Raw genomic sequence first — 20,578 nt, 5'->3', positions numbered from 1 at the left:
CATTATCTTCCCTGTCCGCCTACGGTGGTGGGCGCCGCCCGACGTAGAGTCGAGAACGTGATTACCGGGTTGGCCCACACCGGGGTGTGCGTCCCCGATTGTGAGGCCGCAGTGGCCTTCTACCGAGACGTATTAGGCCTGCGTGTGCTCTCGCCGCCGTACGTGATGGCCGGTAACGCCATTCGCAACGACATGGGTGAGCTGGTGGCCGATCCCACGATGAAAGCGGCCATCGTCGGCTTCGGCGACGACAGCGATCGTGTCCTGGAGGTGATCGAGTACCTCAACGTCGACGGTGGCCCTCCCGCCGGCCAGCGTGCCGCGGGCAGGGCTCTGACGGACCACGGGCTCTCGCACGTCGGGCTGATCTGTGAGGACCTCGACGCCACTCGGGCCGAACTCGAGAGCAAAGGAGTTCGCTTCCTCGTCAGTGGAATCGCCGACGTCGCGCGGGTGCGCACCACCTGGTTCGTCGATCCGTGGGGCGTGGTGTTCATCCTGGTGGAGAAGAGCCGGCCCGAGCGACCCTACTTCGCGCAATGGGGCTGAAGCCGCGCGTCGGGGTCATCGGCGCCGGTGCCGGGGGCATCGCGATGGGAATCCAGCTGGCCCAGGCTGGCTACGACTTCACCATCTTCGACCGCGCCGACGGATTCGGAGGAACCTGGCGGCACAACACTTTTCCGGGTGCGGCCTGCGATGTGCCGTCGCATCTGTACTCGTACTCGTTCGCGCTCAACCCGCGATGGAGCAAGACCTACGCGAACCAGCCCGAGATCCTGGCCTATCTCGAAAGGGTGGCCGCCGAGCATGGGCTGGGCCCACATCTGCGGCCCAACACCGCGATCACCACGGTGCGCTGGTCGGACGCGCTTCGGCGCTGGACGCTCGTCACCGCCGAAGGGGACGAGCACGAGTTCGACGCCGTGGTCAGCGCGGTAGGGATGCTCGATGTGCCCAACATCCCCGATATCCCTGGGGCGCAGCGTTTTCAGGGACGGCGATTCCACTCCGCGCGGTGGGATCACCGCAAGTCGACGGCCGGCGAGCGGGTCGCCTCCATCGGCACCGGTGCCAGCGCGATCCAGTATGTTCCGGCGATCGCCCCAAAAACTCGGCAGCTCACCGTGTTTCAGCGCACCCCGATCTGGATCTCACCCCGCTTCGATTTTCCGTTCAGCCCCGAGCAGCACGACGAGTTCGAACGCGATCCGGCGGCGCTGCAGAAGCTGCGCGACGAGGCCTTCGATGCCTACGAGTCATCCAGTTTCGACGTCGACGCCACGCAGACGCGCGAGGCGACCGAGCTTGCGCGCAGCTACCTGATGCGCAAGGTCGCCGATCCCGAGCTGCGCGCCAAGCTGACGCCGGACTACCCGGCGGGGTGTAAGCGGCCACTGATGTCGCGCGAGTGGTACCCGACGTTCGCGTTGCCGAACGTCAGCCTGGAAACGACCGCGATCGCCGAGATCACCGAACGCGGCGTGCGTACCACCGACGGCGTCGAGCACCGCGTCGACACCATCATCTACGGCACCGGCTTCAAAGCCGCCGACTATCTCGACAGCATCGACGTGTACGGAAGCGGCGGTCGCCACCTGCGCGACGACTGGAGCGACGGCGCGGAAGCCTACCTGGGCACACTGATCGCCGGATACCCGAACTTCTTTACGCTCTACGGCCCCAACACCAATGGCGTCAACTCGATCATCTACATCCACGAGGCGCAGACGACGTTCATCCGCCAGATGCTGGACGTGATGGGCAGTCGCGGGGCGCGGACCATCGAGGTCACCCGGGACGCGCAGCGGCGCTACAACGACGAAATCCAGGCCGCGATGGTAGGCAAGGTCTGGCTCGCGTGCACCAACTACTTTCGCCATCCCAGTGGCAAGGTCGTCACTCAATTGCCTTATAGCGGAAGGACATTCTTCGAGCGCACCCGCGCGATGGTCGATGATGACTACGAGCTGAGTTAGCTTGTCGGCCAACCCGGCTGCTAGCCAAGCACCGGCAGCAGCAGCCGCGACGACGATCGGATGGTGTTGATTGTGCTGGTGCCGACGGGCGCATGACGGAAGTCCATGATCGCCGGAACTTCGGGATTCTGGTCGTCGCTGGTGAGCGTCAACCGGATGCGGTGCCCGCGGTGGAACCGGCGGGCGTTGGGCAGCAACGGGATTCGGTAGACGACGTCTTCGCCTATCGGGACCCCGACCGCGGTCCGGCACCGTAGCACCGGGGCGCCCGGACGGCTGGCGTCTTCGTCGACCTCGCGCAGGCTGGCCCGAAGCCAGCCACTGGTGAGGTGGTCGACAAGCGAGCCGTCTTCGCCAATATCGGACACCACCACGATCCATCCGGTGTCCAGCGCTGTTGCCGAGGCGACCAGTCGCAGTTCGATGTCGCCGGCCACATCGAGGTCGTCGTCCAGCGGTGCGGTGGTCCAGGTCAGTAGCGAGGGAGGATCGATCTCGCTGGGCCTGGCGCGGTTGAGTCCTGTTCCCAGGGCCCAGTACTCGCGGCTGCCGGGCTCGCCCTCGCCGGCGGCCAGACCTCCGTCGGTTCGCAGCGCGAACTCCACATGTGTGCTCTGGAGCGGTGGCCATGATTCCTCTGCCTTCCACTCGTCGGCTTCGGGCAGGAAGTAGCGGAACGCGGGACCCTCGAGAATCCCCGTGTCCTGTCCCTTGAGCCAATGGTCGTACCACGCAAGCGCCTCGATGTGCATGCTCTCCCATGGCCAGGTCAGGCCATATTTGCCGAGCATCGCGACCCGGACGCAAGGGCTCTTGGTCAGGTTGCGCAGCGTCGAAAAGGTCGACGGCAGATGTAGTGGCGCGTTCTCCCAATCGCAGCCCAAATATACTGGTATATCGATGTTTTCGAGCAACGGCGCCAGGTCGCGATCGTCCCACCAGGCATCCCGTATCGGATGTTTGACGACGGCGTCCTGCCAGAGCTCGTCCCACGGCCGCGGCGGATGGGGCAGTTTCATCAGCAGGTTGAGCATGCCGTTGGCAGATTCGCCGTTCATGGTGGCGAACTTCTTGTGTATCGGGGGCAGGTTCAGCAGGCGGCGGGCGATGGCGAAAGGCGCGCTGCGGTAGAACCTGTCGCTCTTCGGTGCCGTCAGTCCAAGCATCGACAGAAACGAGCTGACAAATTTCGTACTGGGCAGGCCGTGGTGCGTCGCGGCATCGTAGAGATCGCTGGTGACCGCGAACGGGAAGATGGCCTTGAGGTGTGGGGGCCGCTCGACGGCGGCCTCGAGTTGGGTCATGGCGAAGTAGCTGATGCCCAGCATGCCGACATTGCCGTCACACCACGGTTGTTCGGCGACCCACTCGATCACATCGTGCATGTCGCGTCTTTCAGAGGCGTCGAAGAAGGTGAAAGTCCCACCGGAGCCGCCGGTTCCACGCAGGTTGACGATGATGTGGACATAGCCGCGCGGCACCCAGAAGTCGGTGGCCCCCGCTTCGATGAAGCCGGCCGGCGCGCCGAGGTCTTGCACTTGCCGCGCGTAGGGCGATGCGGCCACCAGTGCCGGAAACTCGCCGTCGGCGTCCGGGCGAAAGATGTCGGCTATCAACTCGATTCCGTCCCGCATCGGGATCTTGACGTTGAGCTGCCGGTGCGTGCGGTACCGCGGTTGGCTCAGGTTACGGAACTCGCGGCCCGATGTCTGCGGTCCGTTCAGCTGACGCTGGCCGGGCTCAATTCCGGCGACACGCTTCGAGGTGGTGCTCATAGCGGCTCTCCCAAAGTTTCACACTGCGTTGAGACAAGTCTCATCGTAGGATGAAAATAGTTTCACGGCAAGAAGAAATTCACGCTACGATGAAACTCGTGCCGAAGACGTCGTTGACTCCGGGTCCGCGGGATGAACGCGGGGTGCTGGCCGCGCGAATTGTGGCCGCCGCTCGCGCCGAGTTCGCCGATCACGGCTGGGCCGGCACCACCATCCGGGCGGTCGCGCGGGCGGCCGACGTCGACCCCGCGCTGGTCTACCACTACTTCGGCTCGAAGGAAGGCCTGCTGGACGCCGCGACGAATCCGCCGCAGAAATGGCTGGAAAACGTCGCCAAGGTGTGGACCACGCCGATCGATCAGCTCGGCGCCGCGCTGATCACGCTGCTGTTGGCCAGCTGGGCCGATGACGAAGTCGGCCCGACGCTGCGCGCCATCCTGCAGACCGCCGCGCACGAACCGGCCACCCGGGAGAAGCTGCGTCGCGTCGTCGAGGGCAGCCTGATGGGCGTCGCGGAACTCGGCAGCGACGAACGCGACCGCCTGATCCGCAGCGGGCTCGTCTCGTCACAGATGATGGGCTTCGCCCTGATGCGCTACGTCTGGAAGATCGAGCCCATCGCGTCGATGTCTGACGACGAGGCGATCGCGGCGATCACCCCCAACCTGCAGCACTACGTCAGCGGTCAGATCCAGTAGTTGTCGTGCAAGACGAACCACTCTTTGCGTTCGTCGTCGGTCATGTCGGCCAGCGCGCCGAAACCTTCGAAGTAGGCCTCGCGGGGCGCACCCGGCGCGAACAGCATCAGGATCGAGGCGGCTTCGTCGGCCTCGTTGCGGAAACCGTGGATACCGCCAGGCGGGACGTAGAGAAAGTCACCTGTGCGCCCGTCGACCCACTCGGTGCCGTCGTAGAGCTTCATCGTCCCGGAGAGCACGAAGAAGGCCTCGGACATGGCCCGGTGAAAGTGGGCCGGGGGCCCGCCGCCGGCTGGGGCGATGTCGACCCGGTACAGGCCGTAGTCGCCGTCGGTCGCCTGCTGGTTGGCCAGGTAGTGGTATTTGACGCCGGCCGTCTCGTGGTCCGGCGGCGAGTCGGCCCGTTTGAGCCAGGCGCTGACCTCCGGCTCGTCGGCGGTGTAGCGGGGCGGCGGGTAGGGCGGCACGACGAGGGACATGGTTTCCAGCCTGCCAGTTAGCATCGCGAGGGTGGAGGCCTCGAGCGCCGGCGAAGACGTGCGCGTGGAACGGCTCCTGGACGCCCAGGACAAGGCGGCGCAATTGTTCGACGAGATCGAACGACGCGCGATGATCCGGCCCGGCGTGGGAGAGCAGACGTTATCCGACGAGATCCGCGACTTGGCCGCGGAGATGTTCGGCGTGACCCGGCACTGGCACCGGCGGATCGTGCGAGCCGGCGAGAACACTTTGCAGCCCTTCAAGGAGCATCCGCCGGACCGGGTGATCGCCGCTGACGATATCGCGTTCCTCGACCTCGGGCCCATCTTCGAGGAGTGGGAGGCAGACTTCGGGCGCACGTTTGTGTTGGGCAACGATCCGGCCAAAACGGCCGTCCGCGAAGCACTTCCGCGGGTCTGGGCAGCCGGGCACAACTATTTCGACGAGCACGCGTCCGTCACCGGCGCCGAGTTGTTCGACCACGTCGTCGGCGCGGCCCGCGCCGAGGGTTTCGAGTGGGGCAGCCCGATCGCCGGCCACTTGGTGGGCGAGTTTCCGCACAAGAAGATCGCGGGCGACGGCACGCAGTCGTACATCACGCCCGGCTCGGACAAGCCGATGCGGCGCACCGACCGCGGCGGGCGGCCGTGCCACTGGATCCTCGAGATCCATCTGGTCGACCGCCCGCGCGGTTTCGGCGGCTTCTACGAACAGCTGCTCGACCTGTCCTAGTGCCGATCGCTAGCGCGGCGCATGCGCCGGGCGCTGGGGGTACCGCCCGCTTGCGGGGGACGGGTCGGCACCATCTGCCTTAGTCGAAGGGATAGGCCACGCCGGTGAGCTCCTCGGAGACCGCCCACAACCGGCGCTGCACGTCGAGGTCGTGCGACTTGTCGCTGGACGACACGATCTTGGGGTAGCCGCGTTGCTCGCCGAAGCCGTCGGGGCCGTAGTACTGCCCGCCGAGCACGCCGGGGTCGGTCGCGGCACGCAGGGTTGGCAGCGCGCCCATATCCGCTCCCTGGAACAGCGGTTCGACCACAGGTAAGACGGCCGTGGCCCACCCGGGCAGGTTGCGGATCAGCTCGGTGCGCGAGCCGCCGGGATGAGCCGCGACGGCGATCGTCGTCCCCTGTGGCGCCAGCCGTCGCTGCAGTTCGTAGGTGAACAGCAGGTTGGCGAGCTTTGACTGCCCGTAAGCGCCCACCCGGCTGTAGCCGCGTTCCCACTGCAGGTCGTCGAAGTGAATGTCGGCGCGGATGCGGTGGCCCATGCTGCTGACCGTCACCACCCGGGAACCGGCGACCGGCAGCAGCCGGTCCAACAGCAGGCCGGTGAACGCAAAGTGGCCCAAGTGATTGGTGCCGAACTGCAGCTCGAAGCCGTCGCTGGTGGTCGACTTCGGCGTCCACATCACGCCCGCATTGTTGATCAGCAGGTCGATGCGGTCGTGCGCGGACCGCAGCTCGTCTGCCGCGGCCCGGATCGAGTCCAACGACGTCAGGTCGAGTTCGGCCAGCGCGACATCGGCGTGTGGACTCCGGGCGGCGATGCGCGCGGCGGCCTCCTTGCCCTTGTCGAGATTGCGCACCGCCAGCACCACCTGGGCGCCGTGGTCGGCGAGCGCGGCGGCGGTCTCGTAGCCCAGGCCGGTGTTGGCTCCGGTGATGACGGCGACACGACCGGATTGGTCGGGGATGTCCGCGGCGGTCCATTTGGCCATGACGGGCTCCTTGAACTAGTAGAGTAAACGGGGCGAGCGCTCCGGTTGATTTAGACTATACGGAACGTCCGCCCCGTTTTGTCAACCGTTGGGTGGTGAACAGATGGCGCAGCCTGAACGTCGGCTGCGTGCCGACGCGGCACGCAATCGTGCGCGCGTGCTGGAAGTCGCCTACGACACCTTTGCGGCCGAGGGCTTGGCGGTGCCCATCGACGAGATCGCGCGTCGCGCCGGAGTCGGCGCCGGCACCGTCTACCGGCATTTCCCGACCAAGGAGGCGCTGTTTCAGGCGGTCATCGAGGACCGTATGCAGCGATTGGTCGACGACGGGCGCGCCCTGCTGGAGTCCGACGGACCCGGCGAGGCGCTCTTCACCTACCTGCGTTCGATCGTGCTGCAGTGGGGCGCGGCCGATCGCGGCCTGGTCGACGCCCTGGCCGGATTCGGCATCGACATCGCCACCGCCGCGCCGGACGCCGAGGATGCCTTCCTGGCCATGCTCGACGAGCTGCTGCGTGCCGCGCAGCGGGCGGGCACCGCGCGGCCGGACATCGGGGTGCGCGAAGTGAAGGCGATCATGGTCGGCTGTCAGGCGATGGAGGCCTACAACTCGGAGTTGGCCGAGCGGGTGACCGACGTCGTCGTCGACGGTTTACGCGCTGGGCGATAGCGGCGCCCCGTTCTTGCACTCGGCATAGGCGAGTGCTAAGAATGACATTGGCACTCACGACCAGTGAGTGCTAGGTCGGGACGGTGAGACCGAGCCCTTAGACAGCTATGGTCGTCCGTCGCGGGCACTGTGCCCGGCCAGAACTTGTCATCCCCAATCCGGAGGAATCACTTCGCAATGTCCAAGATAATTGCGTATGACGAAGAGGCCCGTCGCGGCCTCGAGCGGGGCCTGAACGCCCTCGCCGACGCGGTAAAGGTGACGCTGGGCCCCAAGGGTCGCAACGTCGTCCTGGAGAAGAAGTGGGGTGCCCCCACGATCACCAACGATGGTGTGTCCATCGCCAAGGAGATCGAGCTGGAGGACCCATACGAGAAGATCGGCGCCGAGCTGGTCAAGGAAGTCGCCAAGAAGACCGACGACGTCGCCGGTGACGGCACGACGACGGCCACGGTGCTGGCTCAGGCGCTCGTCAAAGAGGGCCTGCGCAACGTTGCGGCCGGCGCTAACCCGCTGGCTCTCAAGCGCGGCATCGAGAAGGCCGTCGAGAAGGTCACCGAGACCCTGCTGAAGTCGGCCAAGGACGTCGAGACCAAGGAGCAGATCGCTGCCACCGCCGGCATCTCCGCCGGCGACCAGTCGATCGGCGACCTGATCGCCGAGGCGATGGACAAGGTTGGCAACGAGGGCGTCATCACCGTCGAGGAGTCCAACACCTTCGGCCTGCAGCTCGAGCTCACCGAGGGCATGCGGTTCGACAAGGGCTACATCTCGGGCTACTTCGTCACCGACGCCGAGCGTCAGGAAGCGGTCCTCGAGGACCCCTACATCCTGCTGGTCAGCTCCAAGGTGTCGACCGTCAAGGACCTGCTCCCGCTGCTGGAGAAGGTCATTCAGGGCGGCAAGCCGCTGCTGATCATCGCCGAGGACGTCGAGGGCGAGGCGCTGTCCACCCTGGTCGTCAACAAGATCCGTGGCACCTTCAAGTCAGTGGCCGTCAAGGCCCCAGGCTTCGGTGACCGTCGCAAGGCGATGCTGCAGGACATGGCCATCCTCACCGGTGGTCAGGTCGTCAGCGAAGAGGTCGGCCTCTCCTTGGAGACCGCCGACATCTCGCTGCTCGGTAAGGCCCGCAAGGTCGTCATCACCAAGGACGAGACCACCATCGTCGAGGGCGCCGGTGACACCGACGCCATCGCCGGCCGGGTGGCCCAGATCCGCGCCGAGATCGAGAACAGCGACTCCGACTACGACCGCGAGAAGCTGCAGGAGCGCCTGGCCAAGCTGGCCGGCGGTGTTGCGGTGATCAAGGCCGGGGCTGCCACCGAGGTGGAGCTCAAGGAGCGCAAGCACCGTATCGAGGACGCGGTCCGCAACGCCAAGGCCGCCGTCGAGGAGGGCATCGTCGCCGGTGGTGGCGTGGCCCTGCTGCAGGCGGCCCCGGCGCTCGATGAGCTCAAGCTCAAGGGCGACGAGGCCACCGGTGCCAACATCGTCCGCGTGGCGCTGGAGGCTCCGCTGAAGCAGATCGCCTTCAACTCCGGGCTGGAGCCCGGCGTTGTCGCCGAGAAGGTTCGCAACTCGAAGGCCGGCACCGGACTGAACGCCGCCACCAACGAGTACGAGGACCTGCTCAAGGCCGGCGTCGCCGACCCGGTCAAGGTGACCCGTTCGGCGCTGCAGAACGCGGCGTCCATCGCGGGGCTGTTCCTGACCACCGAGGCCGTCGTTGCCGACAAGCCGGAGAAGGCCGCCGCTCCCGTGGGCGACCCGACCGGTGGCATGGGCGGTATGGACTTCTAAGAAGTCGACTAGCGAAGAAGCCCGGTCCCTTTGGGGGCCGGGTTTTTTCGTGCGCCGAGCGAGCCGGCGGTCGCGAGCTCCCCACCCGTGGCGCACTAGAGTCGACGCGTGGCTCTTCCGACTCCCTCACCCACCAGCACCGCCGTCGTCACCGGAGCATCGTCGGGCATCGGCGCGGCCATCGCGCGTGAGCTCGCCGATCGCGGGCACGGCGTCACCCTCGTCGCGCGCCGCGAGGACCGACTGCGCGAACTGGCCGACGAACTCGCGAGCCGGGTCCGCGTCGAGGTGATCGCGTGCGACGTCGCGGATTCCGCCGCGCGCGCCGGCCTGCTCGACGAGGTCGACCGTCGCGGGCTGACGGCCGACATCCTGGTCAACAATGCCGGCATCGGCACCATCGGGTCGGTGGCGACCACCTCCGTCGACGACGAGATCGCCCAGGTGCGGGTCAACGTCGAGGCCGTCATCGATCTGACCACGCGCGCGGTGCAGCTGATGGTGCCGCGGGGGCGCGGCGCGATCCTCAACGTCGGATCGACCGCGGGCTACCACCCCTTCCCCGGCCAGGTCGGCTACGCCGCCACCAAGGCGTTCGTGATCAACTACACCGAAGGGCTGCGAGGTGAACTGGCCGGCAGCGGTGTCACCGTCGCGTTGCTCAACCCCGGGCCGGTGCGCACCGAGTTTCTGAAGAACGCCGGCATGGACGAGCGGAAATTCGCCGACGCGTTCCCGAAGTTCCTGTGGCTGCCCGCCAGCGATGTGGCGCGCACCGGAGTCGACGCGCTCGACGGCGATCGCGGAACCGTGATCCCCGGGCTGCCAAGCCAAATCAGCACCAAGCTGTTTCAGTTCATGCCGCGACGGCTGCTGCTGCCGCTACTGAAAAAGCAGCATCCGGGCCTCAAAAGAGACTCAAGCGGGGACCGCTCAGCGAGCTGACCCCGGCCACCGCCGCATCCAGCCTTCCGCGGGAAGCGCGAGCGCGTTGCACAGCGTACAGATCGTGCGGTACCAGCCGACGGCCGTGAGCAATTCGATGCGCTGCTCGTCGTCGAGCTCGTCGCCCAGCGCCGCCCACGTCGCCTCCGACCACGAACCGGTGCGCTCCAGCTCGTCCACCGCCTCGATCAGCGTCCGCTCGGCCGGGCTCCACCGCGGATCGTCCGGGCCGCCGGTGACCAGCGCGTCGCACTCGTCGTCGCTGACGCCGGCGATCGGGCCCCAGAACGCCGCCTGCCCACCCCACTCATACTCGCAACGCACGAGCGCGCAGATGCGCAGGATCGCAATCGTCCGGGTCCGGGGCGGCAAAAGTGCTGCGATGTAGAGGGATTCGCCGAGCTTGCGCAGCCGGCTGGCCAGCGCCGGATGGCGCTGCAGGCAACGCACCAGAAGCAACGGCTCATACGAGCGGTCCGGGTGGCCCCAGCTGTTGATGCTGGTGGCGTCTTCCTCGCTCCACGGCGGGGCTAGCGGTGCGACGCGGCTCATGCGAATGACTGTACGGCGGAAGCTGTTCCGTTTCGTCAGGCGGGCAGCGCGAAGACCACACAGTCGTGCAGGCAGCCTTTGGCCGCGTTGGGGGAGTCGGGGTCGGCGTCGCGGTGCAGCAAGGCGCGGGTCGGAACGACAGCCAACCGGACTGTCTCGGCGTCTGCAACGCTCACCTCGGCACGGCCGTCGACGATCAGCGAGTACCCGCCCGGCTCGGTCGGCGGCCACAACAGGGTGACATCGCTGCGGTGGGCCAAGTTCTTGCGAGTGCCCCCGCCGATCAGGCCGACGTCGAGGCTCGACTCGCGTAGCTGCGGTTCGACCGTCACGGTGTGCACGCGATACCCGTCGTCGACGGTGATCAGGTACGCGAACGGGTAGTCGGGCAGGGCTGCGGCCAGCTTCTCCAGGTCCACCCTCTTCTTCGTGCGCATGCTCTCGAGGATAGGCGCCACACGCCTGGCGTCAGTCCGGCGAAGCCGTCGGTACGGCGCCCGAGCCGAGATCGCTGAGCAGGCCCGGGCTCGGGGTGCCCGGGTTGAACCCGGTGCCCGCGGTCGGTGAGTTGAGCAGCCCGGCGTTCACGTCCGCTGGGCTCATACCGCCCGGGACGGGATGCGCGAACCCGGTGCCCGTGGTGTCCGTCAGCCAGGACCCGACATGACCACCGGTGTGATCGAGGCTGGCCAGTGCACTGATGTGGTGCGCCAGGCTCCCCGTGCCCGTGTGGGGTCCGAAAGTCAGGTCGCCGTTGTTGAACTGCACACCGAGGTTCTGCATGACGTTCTGCCAGGGCGCCAATTGCTCGGCGGCCGCGGACGCGTCGGCGTGATAGCCGGACATCGCTGCCACGTCGGTCGCCCACATCTGTTCGTAGGCGGATTCGATGTCCATGATCGTCGGAGCGTTCTGCCCCAGATGGTTCGTCGAAGCCAACGCGCGCACCAGGGCACGGTTAGCCGACACCACCGCCGGCTGCACCGTCGCCGACAACGCAGTCTCGAAGGCGCCCGCGATGGCCGCGGCCTGGCTGGAGGTCGCCTCGGCCTGGGCCGCGGCCGCCTTGAGCCAGCTCACGTATTGCGTCGCGACCGCGAGCATCGCCGTCGCCGACGGGCCTTGCCACACACCGTTGGCCAGATCGGACGCCACGGAGAAGAACGAAGATGCTGACGTCGCCAGGTTCTCCGCAAGCCCATCCCAGGCTTCCGCGGCAGCATGCAGCGGCGCCGATCCAGGACCGGCGTAAAGGAGAGCCGAATTGATCTCTGGCGGCAACCACGCAAAATGCGGGCTCGTCACTGCAATAACTTAACTGGGACGGGCCCCTGTTCGTGGCGTTATGGGGTGGGCGCGGGCGCGGTTTGGCGGCCGCGGATCAGCTTTCCGGGACGCGCATCGGTCGGTTTACCGTGTTCGGCGATCACTTCGCCGGACACGATCGTGGCCACGTACCCGTCGGCTGTCTGGTCCAGGCGACGTCCGCCGGCCGGCAAGTCATAGGTGATCACCGGCTTGTGCAGGCGCAGCCCCGCGTGGTCGATGACGTTGAGATCGGCCTTGTATCCGACCGCGATGCGACCGCGATCGGCCAGCCCGGCGACGCGCGCCGGGACGGAGGTCAGCTCGCGGACGGCCTCGGGCACCGTGAAGCGTCCGGACGCCCGGTCGCGGGCCCAGTGCGACAGGAAGAACGTCGAATAGCTGGCGTCGCAGATCATCCCGTAGTGGGCGCCGCCATCGCCGAGGCCGAGCACCACGTCGTCGCGGTGCAGCAGCTCGCCCACGGTGTTCAGCGAGTTCCGCTCCATATTGCTGGTGGCGACCAGCAGCATGGCGCGGCCTTCGTCGTCGAGCAGCCGGTCGTAGGCCTCCTCCATCGGGTTCACCCCGCGGGCCCTGGCCCGGGCCCCGATGCTGTCCGCCGGGTTCGGCTCGTAGTTGGGGTTGTCGTCCAGCGGGAAGATCCAGTCCCACATCTGCGCGACGTAGAGGATCGGGTGTCCCTGGCCCGGTTTGTCGGCCAGGATGCGGGCGCGGACCTCGGGCTTGCGCATCTCGGCGACCCGCTCGGCCAGCGGCAGGTGCGCGATCTCCTGATAGCTGGGATAGAGCACGAACGGGTTGGCGGTGAGTTGCAGCCCGATGATCAACCCGATCGGGCGCGGCAGCAGCTGCGCGGTGATATCGCCGCCCGCCGCGTTGGCCTTCTCGACCATGTTGATCGCGTCGGGCCACGTCGGGTCGCCGGCATTGGCGACGACGAGCGTGAAGGTGACCGGCAGCCCGACGTCCTCGGCGACGTCGAACACCGTCTGCAGCACCGGCTGGTATCCGCCGGCCGGAATGTCGGGCACGAATTGCAGCAGCCCGCCGCCGCCGTCGACGACGCCCTTGGCGATCTCCTCGATCTCCTCGCGGGCGGCATCGTAACTCGGGATGGGCGAACCACTTTCGGTCTTGTGGATGGTCAGCCGTGACGACGCGAAGCCCAGCGCCCCGACCTCCATGGCCTCCTTGGCCAGCGCCCGCATCTTCGCGAGGTCGTCGGCTGTGGCAGGTTCACGGTCGGCACCGCGCTGGCCCATCACGTAGACCCGCAACGGCGAATGCGGAAGGTAGGCGGCCACGTCGATGTCACGCTTGCCCGCGTCCAGCGCGTTCAGGTACTCGGGGAAGGTTTCCCAGCTCCACGGCAGGCCGTCGGTCATCACGACGCCCGGGATGTCTTCGACGCCGGCCATCACATCGACGAGCACGTCGTGGTCTTCCTGGCGGCAGGGCGCGAAGCCGACGCCGCAGTTGCCCATCACCACGGTGGTCACCCCGTGCGCCGAGGACGGCGTCAGGCGTTCCGACCAGATGGACTGGCCGTCGTAGTGCGTATGCAGATCGACGAAACCCGGCGTGACCAACAAGCCGGTGGCGTCGATCTCGCGCTCGCCGGTGTCGCCGTTCACGGTGTCTTTTTGTGGCCCAACGGCCACAATGACGCCACCATGCACGCCGATGTCGCCGACGTAGGGCTCGCCCCCCAGCCCGTCGACGATGGTGCCATTGCGAATGAGCAGGTCGTAGATCACCTCATCAATCTACGACCGTGCATCGCCTCGTGCCACGATGTTTCGTGATCGACCACCGTAAGGTCGGCGGTATGTCAGATACCGACGCCGCCGCCCGCGAGTTGCTCCGCGACGCGTTCACCCGGTTGATCGAACACGTCGATGAGCTCACCGATGGACTGACTGACGAGCTGTCCAATTACCGTCCGAGCCCGGATGCCAACACCATCGCTTGGCTGATCTGGCACAGCGCCCGGGTGCAGGACATCCAGCTGGCCGACGTGGCCGGCGTCGAAGAGGTGTGGACCCGCGACGGCTGGGTGGACCGCTTCGCGCTGGACCTGCCCCGCCGTGACACCGGCTACGGCCACAGCGCCGCGGACGTGGCGAAGGTGCGCGCCCCGGTCGACCTGCTGTCCGGCTACTACCACGCGGTGCACAAGTTCACCTGTGAGTATGTCGCCGGCGTGACGGCCGACGAGCTGGCCCGCGTGGTGGACACCAATTGGGATCCGCCGGTGACGGCCAGCGCCCGGATCGTCAGCATCATCGACGATTGCGCCCAGCACCTCGGGCAAGCGGCATACGTGCGGGGGATCGCGCCGTAGATCGGCCCGTAGATTGGGCAGGTGCGATTCATCGCGACGCTTCTGCTGTGGCTGTTCACCACGGTTGCGCTGGCGGTGGCGGTCCCCGCGGCATGGGCACAGCGCAATCTCGTCGACGAGAACGGCTACGCGGCGCTGGCCCAGCAGGCGGCGGGCGATCCCGGCCTGCAGTCCGCAATGGCCGGTGAACTGACCACCCGGACGATGGCGCTGATCGCCGAGCACGGCGGCGGAAACTATCCGGTCGACAGCTCGCAGGTGCGCGACGCTGCCGGCGCATTCACGGCCGGTCCCTCGTTTCCACCGCTGTTCGCGACGGCGAACCGGGCGGCGCACCGCTGGCTGTTCGCCGATGCGGGGTCCGGCGACTCCTGGTCGGTCGACGTGGCCCCGATGCTCAACGACAGCGCGTTTGCGCAGATCTTGAGCGAGCACGACGTGAAAGTGCCTGCGACGCTGACCGTGCCGCTGACGGCTTCGGTGCCGCACTCGCTGCGGCAGGGTCAGCTGAGCCGCGTGGGCGCCTGGGGCCAGTGGGCGAGTCTGGGTGCCGCGGCGCTGTGCGGTGTTGGCGCACTGCTGACGGTGCTCGCCGCCCGGCGCCGCGGCAAGGCGCTGACCAGTCTCGGCGTCTCGGCGCTGCTCGTCGGGGCGGCCGGGTGGGTCGGCATCGAAGGCGCGGGCCGCTACACCAACGACGCGCTCAATCGCACCACCGGCGATATCCGCCAGATTGCCGACGTCATGCTGCACACCGCCGAATCCGGTCTGCGGGACTGGCTGAATCTGACGTTGGCCGCCGGCGCGGGGCTGGTGGTGTTCGGCGTGATCGTCGCGGTGCTGGGCAGCCTGGTGAAGAAGGCCTAGCCGAGCGGCAGCGTGGCCAATATCGGCGAGGTCGGCTGCGTTGAGCCGGCGCCGGGTTCGACGGTGAAGGCCAGGGCCGTGGACTTTCCGAGGTTGGTCAGCGTGGCCGTCGTCGAGGGCGAGACGGCCGCCGTGCCCATCGTCCCGGCCGAGGTCGGGCCCTTGGCATCGATCAACCACATCTGGTAGACGGTGCCCGGGTTCGGCGGCGGCACGTTGTTCATCACCAGCACACCCGCGCCGCGGTCGCGTGAGAACACCACCGTGGCCGTCCCGTTGGCCAGTGGACGCGAAACCGTCCGCACGTCCGGTGCCGCCATCACCTGCTCGGCGACCGACTGCGTCGGCGTTGGCCGCAACAGCGTCTGCACGCCGAATGCCGTCAACCCCGCCACGATCGCCGCCGCCACCGATATCAATGCCGTTGTACGCCAACGTCGTTGCTGCTTCGGCTGGGTCGACGCGGCGATCGCCAGCACGGCCGCCCGCAAATGCGCCGGCGGTTCGGCGACGGTCGAGGCCGAGACGACGGCCATCGTTTCGCGCACGGCGCGAACTTCCTCGGCGAAGGCCGCCGCGACCGACGCAGGCGCGCCTGCGATCTGCCGGTCGATGTGAGCGCGCTCCGCGTCGGACACGGCGTGCAGGGCATACGGCGTGGCCAGCTCGAGCAGTTCGAAGTCGGTGGGCTCGGTCATGGCACGTCCAGGCAGTTACGCAGCCCGCGCAACGCGTCGCGGATGCGCGATTTGATCGTCGACAGATTGGCGGCCAACCGCTGCGAGACCTCGGCATAGGTCAGCCCGCCGTAGTAGGCCAGCTCGATGCATTGGCGCTGCGCGTCGGTCAGCGAGCCGAGGCAGTCGGCCACCCGGCGGCGCTCGTCACCGGCGATGGCCGAGTCGGCGACCACGTCACTGGCGGTGTCGACGTTGGCCGCGCCGTAGCGCGATTCCCGGCGGCTGCCGGCCTCCTCGGAGCGCACCCGGTCGATGGCCCGCCGGTGTGCCATGGTCAGCAGCCAGGACAGCGCGGAGCCGCGGGCGGGGTCGTATTCCGATGCCGACCGCCACACCTCGAGATAAATCTCCTGGGTGGTTTCCTCGCTGTAGCCGGCATCCCGCAGAACCCGGATCACCAGCCCGAACACCCGGCTCTTGGTGAGGTCGTAGACCGCCGCGAAAGCCTGGGTGTCTCCGCGCGCGACTTCGCGCAGCAACGCATCCAGGTCGCTGCTCAGCTGCGGCGGTCCGGTCATTGTCAGGTAGCCTATCGCTCCCCACCGCCCCGCAGCGGCGACGGTTACCGTGCCGGTCGCGGTGGTCGCGGGAAGAAACACGCTGTCCTTTGCTGGTATTCCGCGAAGCCCGGACGGCCGGCCATCAACTTCTCGGTCAGCCGGGCGCCGGTCACATAGACCAGGAAGTACGTCATCAGCAGTGGCGAGCCGACCGTGGCCAGTGGCCACCAGCCGTTGATGGTGATCAGCCACAACCCCCACCACACGGTGGCATCGCCGAAGTAGTTGGGATGACGCGTCCACGCCCACAGGCCGCGATCCATCACTACGCCGCGATTGGCCGGGTCCGACTTGAAGACCTGCAGCTGCCGGTCGCCGACGGCTTCGAAGGTGATGCCCACCAGCCAGACGGCCACACCCAACGCCATAACCGCGGTCAGCGGTCTGGGCGTGGGCCCGGTCACCGCCGACAGCTGCAGCGGGAAGGAGACGAACCAGGTGATAAACCCCTGTAGCAGAAAGACTTTGAGCACCACCTGCCGGGGTGTGGCATTCCGGAGCATGGCGGCGTAGCGGGGATCCTCGCCCTTGCCGACGGTCTTGCGCTGGATGTGCCAACTCAGCCGCAGGCCCCAGACCGTCGTCAGCGCAAGCAGCAGCCAGCGCCGGGTCGGGTCGCCGTGGCCGAGCGCCGCGCCGGCGGCTGCGATGGCGACGAAGCCGATACCCCACGCCACGTCGACGACGTTGTAGCGGCCGATGCGCCTGCCGATGGCGAACGTGACCGAATGCACCACGGCGAGAACCAAAACCGAGGCACCGGATACCTGGGCCAAGTTCTGGGCAAAGCTCACGTGACTCATCGGCACTCCTCCCGTTCGAACGTCCACTGGTAGACGTTCAGATAACCCGACCGGAAGCCCGCTTCCGAATATGCCAGGTACAGCTCCCACATCCGCTGAAACACGTCATCGAAGCCCAACTGCGCCAAGTGGTCTCGCTGTTTGGTGAACTGCTCCCGCCACAGCCGTAGCGTCTCGGCGTAGTGCGGGCGCAGCGAGGTCATGTCTACCGTGCGTAAATCGGTGTGCCGCTCGGTGATCGCGGAGATGGCCTGGGTGGACGGCAGCAGTCCGCCGGGGAAGATGTACTTCTGGATCCAGGTGTGTGTGTTGCGGCTGGCCATCATCCGGGTGTGCGGCATCGTGATCGCCTGGATCGCCACCCGTCCGCCCGGCCGCACCAGCCGCTCGAGAGTGGCGAAATATCGTTGCCACGCATGGAATCCCACCGCCTCGATCATCTCGACCGACAGCACGGCGTCATAACACCCGTCGACGTCGCGGTAATCGCAGAGGTCGATCGTCACCTTGTCGGACAGCCCTGCCGCGGCCACCCGAAGCCGCGCCAGCTGCTGCTGCTCAACCGACAAGGTCACCGAGCGGACGTCTGCTCCGCGGGCGGCCGCCCGGATGCACAGCTCTCCCCACCCGGTGCCGATTTCGAGAATCCGGCTGCCCCGGTGAACTCCGGCGATGTCGAGCAGCCGATCGATCTTGCGCCCTTGCGCCGCAGCCAAATCCGACGGCGACGCGGGCAGCCGGTCAAACAGTGCGCAGGAGTACGTCATGGTCTCGTCCAGGAATTCAGCGAACAGGTCATTGGACAAGTCGTAATGCTCGGCGATGTTGCGCCGAGCGCGTTCTCGGCTGGCGCCCCGCCACCGCGGCCGGAAGGCCGGGCCGATCGGACGCAGCGATTGCAGCGGGCGCGGCACCAGGTGCCCCACCGAGGTGGCGAATACCGTCAACAGCCCGGTGAGGTCATCCGAGCACCATTCGCCGGCCATGTACGACTCGCCGAATCCGATCAGGCCGTGGCGCCCGATCCGGCGCGCCAGCGCTTCCGGTTGGTGGACAACCAAGGTCGGCACCGTCGGGTCGGCCGCACCGACCACCGTGCCGTCGGGGTAGGCCAGTCGCAGCGGCAGGCGAGCGGCCGCACGTCGCAGCAGCCGGTCGGCGGCCACGGCCGCCGTGGCGCTGACGGGGCCGGACGGCACCTTCGCGATCGCCGGCCAGAGCCTGGAATCGATTGCTGCCGAGGGTTTTCGGATGGTCGATACAGTCATCGCGGTACCAACGGAACTCGACGTAACCACAGTTTGATCCCCTGAATTCGGATACGTGCGGCCACCAGCAGGGGTGCCAGCGGCGAAACGATTTGCATGATCGCGACCTGTCGATTGGTCGCCGGCCGCCGGTGTCCGCGCATGTTGGCTACGAACGTGGGCTGGCGATCGCGACGCAGTTCCACGGTGATGTCGACTTCGCTGTCGGGCCGTGGTGCTCGCACCAGGTAGTAGCCGTCCACCGCGTTGAACGGCGACACATAGAGCTTCTTCTCGGTGACCACCGGCAGGTCGGCCGGCGGCAAGAGGTAGGCGTGGCGCTCGCCGTAGGTGTTGTGTACCTCGGCGATCACATAGCGCAGCCGGCCATCGCGGTCGTGGCACCAAAAGACGCTGAGCGGGTTGAACACGTAGCCGAAAACCCGGGCCTGCAATAGCGCGGTGATGCGGCCCTCGGGAGCGGCCTGTCCGCGGTCGGCGAAGAGGACGCCGACACGGTCGCGCAGCGAACCGTGCTGGGGGCTGGCGAAGTGATCCGAGGCGCGGAACCGGGCGAACGGTCGTAGCCACCAGGGCAGCCGGGGCAGGTCGTCGACATCGACATACCAGCTGTAGCTTCGGTATTCGAACGAATGGCGCACGGGCGCCTGCCGTGCGTGGCTGATTGTGGTGCGGTAGATCGCGGGCGTCGCCGTCAGCATCGGGCCACCGCCTCCCGCCGGGTCGCCGTCGGCCAGTCGGCGCCGAGGCGTCGCGCCGCAGCCAGGCCCGACGCGGCGCCGTCCTCGTGAAACCCCCAGCCGTGGTAGGCGCCCGCGAAGGCCACCCGATCGTCGTCCAGTGTCGGCAACAATGCTTGGGCCGCAACGGATTCCGGCGTGTACAGGGGATGGCTGTAGGTCATCTCGGCGATCACTGACGCCGGATCGACACGGTCGTGGCCGCCCAGGGTCACCAAGTATCGGCGGGTGCCGTCCAGCCGCATCAGTCTGCTGACGTCATAGGTGACGACCACACGGTCCTCCCCGGGGGTAACCAGGTAATTCCATGATGCCCGCGCACGGCGATGCCGGGGAAGCACCGATTCGTCGGTGTGCAACTGCGCCTCGTTGGTCGAGTACGGAATCGCGCCCAGCACCGCGCGCTCCCACGGGTTCGGATCGTCGAGCAGCAGCAGCGCCTGGTCGGGATGCACCGCGACGACGGCCGCGTCGAAAAACCGCGGCGCGTTGTTGCCGGCCCGCACCCACACGCCGTCGGGTACCCGCCGCAGCGAATGCACCGGCGTCCCGGTCGACACCTCGGCGAGCCGAGCCGCGACGGCCTGCACGTAGTGCGCCGAGCCTCCCGTCACCGTGCGCCAGGTGGGGGACCCGAAAACCGACAGCATTCCGTGATGGTCGAGGAAGACGAACAGATAGCGGGCCGGGTAGCGCAGCGCGTCGTCGCTGGCGCACGACCACACCGCGGCCACCAGGGGGGTGACGAAAAAGTCGATGAAATACGACGAGAAGTGGTGCCGGTTCAGGAAGGCTTCCAGCGTCTCGAGGTCGCCTTCGGCGGTGCCCTCGCGCAGTAGCCGCGAGGCCGCGCGGTGGAACCGGACGATCTCACCGAGCATCAGCAGGTAGCGGGGCCGCAGCGACTGGCGGCACGCGAACAGCCCGCTGGCCCCCAGCGCCCCGGCGTATTCGAGCCCGATGTCGTCGGCACGCACCGACATCGACATTTCCGACGGCTGGGTTTGGACCCCGAGTTCGCTGAACAAACGGCACAGCGTCGGATAGGTCCGGTCGTTGTGCACCAGGAACGCCGAGTCGACGCCGATGAGGTTCCCGTTGCCGCCACCGTCGTCCACGAAATGAGTGTGTGCATGGCCGCCCAGCCGCACATCGGCCTCATACAGGGTGACGCGGTCACGGCCGGACAGGACGTAGGCGGCGGTGAGGCCGGCTACGCCGCTGCCGATGACCGCGACCGACCGCGCGTGTGACGAATCCACAATCCCTATTCGGAGCCAACGAGCTGGCGGATGGGAAGCT

At 67.4% G+C, this 20,578-nt stretch carries 22 protein-coding genes; 9 read left to right on the top strand and 13 right to left on the bottom strand.

What is annotated here, in order from left to right:
• The first annotated feature begins 57 nt into the window (after window positions 1-57).
• A complete protein-coding gene (locus ACZY0B_RS18820; protein ID WP_463765719.1) occupies window positions 58-549 on the top strand; it encodes a VOC family protein in 492 nt (163 codons plus the stop codon).
• Window positions 540-1,979 (top strand): flavin-containing monooxygenase, encoded by a 1,440-nt coding sequence (locus ACZY0B_RS18815; protein WP_463765718.1) that lies wholly within the window; start codon window positions 540-542, stop codon window positions 1,977-1,979. The genes ACZY0B_RS18820 and ACZY0B_RS18815 overlap by 10 nt, the downstream gene beginning before the upstream one ends.
• 20 nt (window positions 1,980-1,999) lie before the next feature.
• On the opposite strand, the gene ACZY0B_RS18810 is transcribed toward ACZY0B_RS18815, so the two are convergent.
• Window positions 2,000-3,754 carry a CocE/NonD family hydrolase gene (locus tag ACZY0B_RS18810; protein ID WP_463765717.1) on the bottom strand — a complete coding sequence of 585 codons (1,755 nt, stop codon included), beginning with the start codon at window positions 3,752-3,754 and terminating at the stop codon, window positions 2,000-2,002.
• Between the two features lie 89 nt (window positions 3,755-3,843).
• Here ACZY0B_RS18810 and ACZY0B_RS18805 point away from each other — a divergent pair, with 89 nt between their 5' ends.
• Window positions 3,844-4,452 carry a TetR/AcrR family transcriptional regulator gene (locus tag ACZY0B_RS18805; protein ID WP_463765716.1) on the top strand — a complete coding sequence of 203 codons (609 nt, stop codon included), beginning with the start codon at window positions 3,844-3,846 and terminating at the stop codon, window positions 4,450-4,452.
• Here the strand turns inward: ACZY0B_RS18805 and ACZY0B_RS18800 are convergent.
• Window positions 4,440-4,931 (bottom strand): cupin domain-containing protein, encoded by a 492-nt coding sequence (locus ACZY0B_RS18800; RefSeq protein ID WP_463765715.1) that lies wholly within the window; start codon window positions 4,929-4,931, stop codon window positions 4,440-4,442. The two genes, ACZY0B_RS18805 and ACZY0B_RS18800, sit on opposite strands and share 13 nt — an antisense overlap.
• Here ACZY0B_RS18800 and ACZY0B_RS18795 point away from each other — a divergent pair.
• On the top strand, window positions 4,930-5,664 hold the full coding sequence (locus ACZY0B_RS18795; RefSeq protein ID WP_463765714.1) for a M24 family metallopeptidase: 735 nt from the start codon (window positions 4,930-4,932) through the stop codon (window positions 5,662-5,664). The two genes, ACZY0B_RS18800 and ACZY0B_RS18795, sit on opposite strands and share 2 nt — an antisense overlap.
• A gap of 79 nt (window positions 5,665-5,743) precedes the next feature.
• Here ACZY0B_RS18795 and ACZY0B_RS18790 read toward each other — a convergent pair whose 3' ends face one another.
• Complete coding sequence (locus ACZY0B_RS18790; RefSeq protein WP_463765713.1) at window positions 5,744-6,655, bottom strand: SDR family NAD(P)-dependent oxidoreductase; 912 nt, start codon at window positions 6,653-6,655, stop codon at window positions 5,744-5,746.
• 103 nt (window positions 6,656-6,758) lie between these two features.
• Between ACZY0B_RS18790 and ACZY0B_RS18785 the strand changes: the two genes are divergently transcribed.
• From ACZY0B_RS18785 to ACZY0B_RS18775, 3 genes are all read left to right on the top strand, one after another.
• Complete coding sequence (locus ACZY0B_RS18785) at window positions 6,759-7,325, top strand: TetR/AcrR family transcriptional regulator (protein ID WP_463765712.1); 567 nt, start codon at window positions 6,759-6,761, stop codon at window positions 7,323-7,325.
• A 177-nt stretch (window positions 7,326-7,502) separates the two neighbouring features.
• On the top strand, window positions 7,503-9,128 hold the full coding sequence (gene groL / locus ACZY0B_RS18780) for a chaperonin GroEL (RefSeq protein WP_463765711.1): 1,626 nt from the start codon (window positions 7,503-7,505) through the stop codon (window positions 9,126-9,128).
• 108 nt (window positions 9,129-9,236) lie between these two features.
• Entirely contained in the window at window positions 9,237-10,073 is an 837-nt protein-coding gene (locus ACZY0B_RS18775) for an SDR family NAD(P)-dependent oxidoreductase (RefSeq protein ID WP_463765710.1), read from the top strand.
• Here ACZY0B_RS18775 and ACZY0B_RS18770 read toward each other — a convergent pair.
• The 4 genes from ACZY0B_RS18770 to ACZY0B_RS18755 are packed head-to-tail and all read right to left on the bottom strand — an operon-like array spanning window position 10,062 to window position 13,711.
• Window positions 10,062-10,625, bottom strand: a complete 564-nt coding sequence (locus ACZY0B_RS18770; protein ID WP_463765709.1) for a carboxymuconolactone decarboxylase family protein — start codon at window positions 10,623-10,625, stop codon at window positions 10,062-10,064. The two genes, ACZY0B_RS18775 and ACZY0B_RS18770, sit on opposite strands and share 12 nt — an antisense overlap.
• Before the next feature lie 35 nt (window positions 10,626-10,660).
• Window positions 10,661-11,062, bottom strand: coding sequence for a pyridoxamine 5'-phosphate oxidase family protein (locus ACZY0B_RS18765; protein WP_463765708.1), 402 nt, complete (start codon window positions 11,060-11,062; stop codon window positions 10,661-10,663).
• A gap of 31 nt (window positions 11,063-11,093) precedes the next feature.
• A complete protein-coding gene (locus tag ACZY0B_RS18760) occupies window positions 11,094-11,930 on the bottom strand; it encodes a PPE family protein (RefSeq protein ID WP_463765707.1) in 837 nt (278 codons plus the stop codon).
• 38 nt (window positions 11,931-11,968) lie between these two features.
• Complete coding sequence (locus ACZY0B_RS18755) at window positions 11,969-13,711, bottom strand: N-acyl-D-amino-acid deacylase family protein (protein ID WP_463765706.1); 1,743 nt, start codon at window positions 13,709-13,711, stop codon at window positions 11,969-11,971.
• Between the two features lie 71 nt (window positions 13,712-13,782).
• On the opposite strand from ACZY0B_RS18755, the gene ACZY0B_RS18750 reads away from it, so the two are divergent.
• On the top strand, window positions 13,783-14,298 hold the full coding sequence (locus ACZY0B_RS18750; protein ID WP_463765705.1) for a mycothiol transferase: 516 nt from the start codon (window positions 13,783-13,785) through the stop codon (window positions 14,296-14,298).
• A gap of 21 nt (window positions 14,299-14,319) precedes the next feature.
• The gene (locus ACZY0B_RS18745) at window positions 14,320-15,165 is read left to right on the top strand and encodes a hypothetical protein (protein ID WP_463765704.1); all 846 of its coding nucleotides are present in this window, start codon (window positions 14,320-14,322) and stop codon (window positions 15,163-15,165) included.
• Here ACZY0B_RS18745 and ACZY0B_RS18740 read toward each other — a convergent pair.
• From ACZY0B_RS18740 to ACZY0B_RS18715, 6 genes are read right to left on the bottom strand one after another with little or no spacing between them, the layout of a single operon-like run.
• Window positions 15,162-15,863 carry an anti-sigma factor gene (locus ACZY0B_RS18740; protein WP_463765703.1) on the bottom strand — a complete coding sequence of 234 codons (702 nt, stop codon included), beginning with the start codon at window positions 15,861-15,863 and terminating at the stop codon, window positions 15,162-15,164. The genes ACZY0B_RS18745 and ACZY0B_RS18740 overlap by 4 nt on opposite strands.
• On the bottom strand, window positions 15,860-16,423 hold the full coding sequence (locus tag ACZY0B_RS18735) for a sigma-70 family RNA polymerase sigma factor (RefSeq protein ID WP_463765702.1): 564 nt from the start codon (window positions 16,421-16,423) through the stop codon (window positions 15,860-15,862). Before ACZY0B_RS18735 ends, ACZY0B_RS18740 begins: the two co-directional genes overlap by 4 nt.
• A 44-nt stretch (window positions 16,424-16,467) precedes the next feature.
• Window positions 16,468-17,268 (bottom strand): DUF1295 domain-containing protein, encoded by an 801-nt coding sequence (locus ACZY0B_RS18730; protein ID WP_463765700.1) that lies wholly within the window; start codon window positions 17,266-17,268, stop codon window positions 16,468-16,470.
• Window positions 17,265-18,536, bottom strand: coding sequence for a class I SAM-dependent methyltransferase (locus ACZY0B_RS18725; protein ID WP_463765699.1), 1,272 nt, complete (start codon window positions 18,534-18,536; stop codon window positions 17,265-17,267). Before ACZY0B_RS18725 ends, ACZY0B_RS18730 begins: the two co-directional genes overlap by 4 nt.
• Window positions 18,533-19,237: a DUF1365 domain-containing protein gene (locus tag ACZY0B_RS18720; RefSeq protein WP_463765698.1), complete on the bottom strand. Its 705-nt coding sequence runs from the start codon at window positions 19,235-19,237 to the stop codon at window positions 18,533-18,535. The genes ACZY0B_RS18725 and ACZY0B_RS18720 overlap by 4 nt, the downstream gene beginning before the upstream one ends.
• Window positions 19,231-20,538, bottom strand: coding sequence for an NAD(P)/FAD-dependent oxidoreductase (locus ACZY0B_RS18715; protein ID WP_463765697.1), 1,308 nt, complete (start codon window positions 20,536-20,538; stop codon window positions 19,231-19,233). Before ACZY0B_RS18715 ends, ACZY0B_RS18720 begins: the two co-directional genes overlap by 7 nt.
• Window positions 20,539-20,578 lie beyond the last annotated feature (40 nt).

The sequence above is a fragment of the Mycobacterium sp. IDUB_19 genome, from assembly GCF_055419445.1.
This window is presented reverse-complemented; position numbering and strand designations above follow the sequence as displayed.